This window comes from Protofrankia sp. CiP3 (genome assembly GCF_917627345.1).
Lineage (GTDB): Bacteria > Actinomycetota > Actinomycetes > Frankiales > Frankiaceae > Protofrankia.
On the sequence record NZ_CAKJTM010000027.1, the window covers coordinates 52,426 to 56,501 of the forward strand.

Annotated in this window: 3 protein-coding genes; all 3 read left to right on the forward strand. The window is 74.3% G+C overall.

Translation table 11 applies throughout. The features are described 5' to 3' along the window. Nucleotides 1-69 precede the first annotated feature (69 nt). Nucleotides 70-813: a sigma-70 family RNA polymerase sigma factor gene (locus tag MJ797_RS26970; protein ID WP_255738852.1), complete on the forward strand. Its 744-nt coding sequence runs from the start codon at nucleotides 70-72 to the stop codon at nucleotides 811-813. A 66-nt stretch (nucleotides 814-879) separates the two neighbouring features. Then, nucleotides 880-2,097: an MFS transporter gene (locus MJ797_RS12395; RefSeq protein ID WP_239334490.1), complete on the forward strand. Its 1,218-nt coding sequence runs from the start codon at nucleotides 880-882 to the stop codon at nucleotides 2,095-2,097. A gap of 225 nt (nucleotides 2,098-2,322) precedes the next feature. Then, the coding region (locus tag MJ797_RS12400) for a CoA transferase (RefSeq protein ID WP_239334491.1) at nucleotides 2,323-4,076 on the forward strand (1,754 nt) is incomplete at its 3' end.

Sequence of the window (4,076 nt, forward strand, 5' to 3'; positions counted from 1 at the left end):
GCTCACTGATCGAACGCCCTGTCCTCGGGCGCTCTAACGGTCGAGAAGCGGCGAGAGCGCGTTGAGCCCATGACGATTCGGCCCGCGGCTGTCCTGGCTCCCGCCCTCGCCGCGTCCTTCGCCGCGTCCTCGGCGAGCGTCTTCGCGGTCCGGCGCTCGCCGCCATGCCTGCGCTCCCGCCAGCGGCATCAGCAAACCAAACTGACGATCATCTACCACTGTTATCTTCCGGACGTGCCAGCAGCCGAGCCCGATGAGGACACAATCACAGCGTGGGCGCTGGCGGCCGGTGCCGGCGACCCCGCGGCGCAGGTCGCGTTCATCCGGGCGACCCAGCGGCAGACCTACCGGTTCCTGCTCCATCTCACCAACGCGAACGACGCCGAGGACCTCTGCCAGGAGACGTACCTGCGGGCCGTGCGTGCCCTGCCCGCCTTCGCCGGGCGTTCGTCGGCCAGGACGTGGCTGCTGGCGATCGCCCGCCGGGTGGTGGTCGATCACATCCGCGCCGCCGTCCGCCGTCCGCGCGTGGCGGCCAGCGCATACGCGGCCGAGGCCGAGGCATACAGCGTCGGGGCGTCGTCGCTCGAGGACGCGGTCGTCGTCCGCCAGCTGCTGCGTGGCCTGCCGCTGGAACGGCGTGAGGCGTTTGTCGCCACCCAGCTGCTCGGGCTCAGCTACGCGGAAGCCGCGCAGGTGTGTGGCTGTCCCGTCGGTACGATCCGTTCCCGGGTCGCTCGTGCGCGGGTCGACCTGGTGGCCGCCTTTCATGATCGAAATGATCCGCCCCGATGGCTGGAAGCGACCAGCTGACCGGGGAACTATTCACCGTCCCGCCGACGACTGACACAGCATCGGGCGCAGGAGCGGGGGTGGGCCATGGCTGGCAGGCGCTGGTGGGCCGCGGTGGGAGTCGCGACCACGGCAATGGCCTCGTCGATGCTGTCGCTGTACGCGGTGAGCGCGCTCGCGCCCTCCCTGGTCGACGATCTCGGCCTGTCCCGGACGAGGGTCGGTGAGCTGGTCACCGCGACGTTCGCGGTGGCGGCCGTGCTGTCCCTGGTCGCCGGCCATCTCGTGGACGTCACCGGGGCACGCCGTGGCTTGGCCGTCCTGAGCGCGGCGGTCACGGCCGCGCTGGCCGGTGCGTCGTTCGCCGGCTCCTACGCCGCTCTCCTCGCCGTCCTGGCGCTCGCCGGCATCGGGCAGGCGCTGGCGAATCCCGCCACGAACGTGCTGCTGGCACGAACGGTTCCGCCGGCGCGGCGGGCGCTGGCCATCGGGCTCAAACAGTCGGGCGTCCAGCTGTCGGCGTTCGCCGCCGGGCTGGCGCTGCCGGCCGTGGCGCACACGATCGGCTGGCGGGCCGCGTTACGGTGTGCCGCGATCGTCCCGATCATCCTGCTGGTGCTGGTCTGGCGGACGGTCGACGCGGACAGCCGCTCGGTGTCCGGGCAGCAGGCGGCGGGCCGCGCGCGCCCAGCGGGCACCGCGCGCGGCTCCTGGTGGCGCTGGTCGCGGCCGTCGACGTGGCTGGCCTGGCTGATGGCCTACTCGGCGCTGCTCGGCACCGCCCTGGCGGCCGTCAACACCTACCTGCCGCTGTACGCGTCCCAGCGGCTCGGCCTGGGTGGCTGGGCGGCCGGGGCAGCCCTCGCCGCTTTCGGGCTGTCCGGGCTGTTCGGGCGGATCACCTGGACGAGATGGGCGGACCGGATGCCGGAGGCGACCATGCTTCTTGGTTCCCTGTCCGCGGCGGCGGCCGGGTCCGCGCTGCTCGTGTGGCTGGCCGCACCCGTCTGGCCAGCCCTGGTCTGGCTGGGCGCGGCCGGTATCGGGGGAACGGCCACCGGCGCCAACGCCGTGTCAATGCTGGCCGTGGTGCGCCGCGGCGGGGCGACCGGCCACGCGTCCGGGCTGGTCTCGCTCGGCTTCTTCAGCGGTTTCGTGCTGGGGCCGACGGTGTTCGGCCTGCTCGCGGACTCGTTCGGTTACGGCTGGGCCTGGCTGTGGGTGATGCTGGTGTTCGCCGCGTCCGCCGTCACGGGGTCGTTCATCACCGGGAAGGCCGAACTCCGGCCCGCGGCCGTGTCGTGACCGGGCCCGGCCGCGCGTCCGCAGCGCGTCCACGGGGACAGCGCGCCCACGGAGATCGTGCGCCCGCGGACAGGCCGCGCCAGCCCGCGGGCCGCATGTCCAGTGACTTTCATGTCCAGTGATTTTCATGCCGCGGGAACTCAGTGCGCACGGGAGCCGACTACTGACATGTGACCAAGCCTGACGGCAGCGGAGGCGGCGGATGCGCTGGGGAGCGCCGGTGTGATGCCCAGTAGCGACGGTGCGGCGCGGGACCGGCGATCCGTCCCGGCTCCGCTGGCGGGCATGACGGTGCGTGGCAAGCCCGCCGACCCCGCCGAACGGCTCGTCGTACGGCACCTGTGCCAGTTGGGAGCGATCGTCGAGCCGGCCGGGCGATCGACGGGCGCCGGACCGATAACGATCACATGTCCACAGCTGCCCGCGATCCGTTGCGCCCTCGACTGGACGGACACCACCGGCACCCGCCTGGACGAGGGAACCGCCCAGGCCGCGTACGGCCTGATGGCCGTGCACGGCCGCGCCCACGGCGGGCCTCGGCGGCTCCGGCTCGACTACGTGAGCGCGGCGGCCGGTGTGCTCGCCGTCCAGGGGGTGCTCGCCGCGGTGCTCGCCGGGCTGCGGGGCATGCCGGTCGAGGCCGTGGAGGTGTCCGTGGCGGGCGCGGCGCTGCTGACGGTCTCGCAGTATCTGGCGGCCGGCAGCGTCGTCGAGCCCGATGACTCCGAACCCGATGAGGCCGAATTCGATGGCACCGAATTCGATGGCGCCGGGCCCGGCCCGGCCGCGGGGGTGCCGCCGCCTTTCGTCTCGGCCGACGGAGTCTGGTTCGAGATCGAGGCGCTGGACCCGGAACCGTGGCGTTGCCTGTGGTCGGCGTTGGGCGTGGGCCCGCGGCCTGTCGCGCGCGGCTGGCGCGCGTTCGTCCTGCGGTACGCCAACGCCAGTGCCCCGCTGCCAGCCGATCTGCACGCCGCGACCCGGGTACGCGGCTACGCCCAGCTCCGGAGCGCGGCCGCGGCGGCGGGGCTGGCTATCCTGCCGCTGCGTGGCCACGCCCAGCGGGTGGCGGACTTCGCCCCGTCCGGTCAGGTCGGCCCGCCGTGGGCCATCCGCGCGTTCGGGGTGCCCCCCGAGGCGGGCCAGGCACCACCGGGCCTCCCGGAGCTGTCGGCCGCGGCGGCCCTGCCGCTGGCCGGGCTCACCGTCGTCGAGGCCGGCCGGCGTGTCCAGGGACCGCTGGCCGGGCACCTCCTCGGCCAGCTCGGCGCTGAGGTGATCCGGATAGAGCCCGTCGGGGGTGACCCGCTGCGCGGGATGGCGCCGACGGTCGGCGGCTGCTCGGCCCGGTTCCTGGCGCTCAACCGGCACAAGCGTGTCGTCGAGGTCGACCTGCGCTCATCCGGCGGCTGGGCGGCCGTGCGCGACGCCGTGGCCGGTGCCGACGTGTTCCTGCACAACTGGGCCCCGGGCAGGGCCGCCGGCTTCGGGCTGGACTCGGCCGACTTCGCCGGGATCCATCCCGGCCTGGTCTACGCCTACGCCTCCGGATGGGGGGATGTGCCGGTCGACGGCTCGCCGCCCGGTACGGACTTCCTGGTCCAGGCGTACGCCGGCTTCGGTGAGCAGCTGCGCGCCCCGGGCGAGCCGCCCGCCGGCTCCCTGATGACCCTGCTCGATGTCTTCGGCGGCCTCATCAGCGCGCAGGGGGTGCTGGCCGGGCTGGTGGCCCGGGTCCGCGGCGGCCGGGGGCAGCGGGTCGACAGCGATCTGCTGGCAGCGGCCGGCGTACTCCAGGCACCGCTGATCGAGTCCGGTGGGACGCCCGGCCGGCTGCCGGGGGCGGCGGCCGGGCAGCTGCTGGTCGAGCCGCTGCTGGTCGAGCCGCTGCCGGTGGCCGACGGGCACGTGATGCTCGCCGCCGGCTCATCCGCCGACGTCCTCAGCCGGGCCACCGCGGCCGTCGGCCAGCGGGCGGC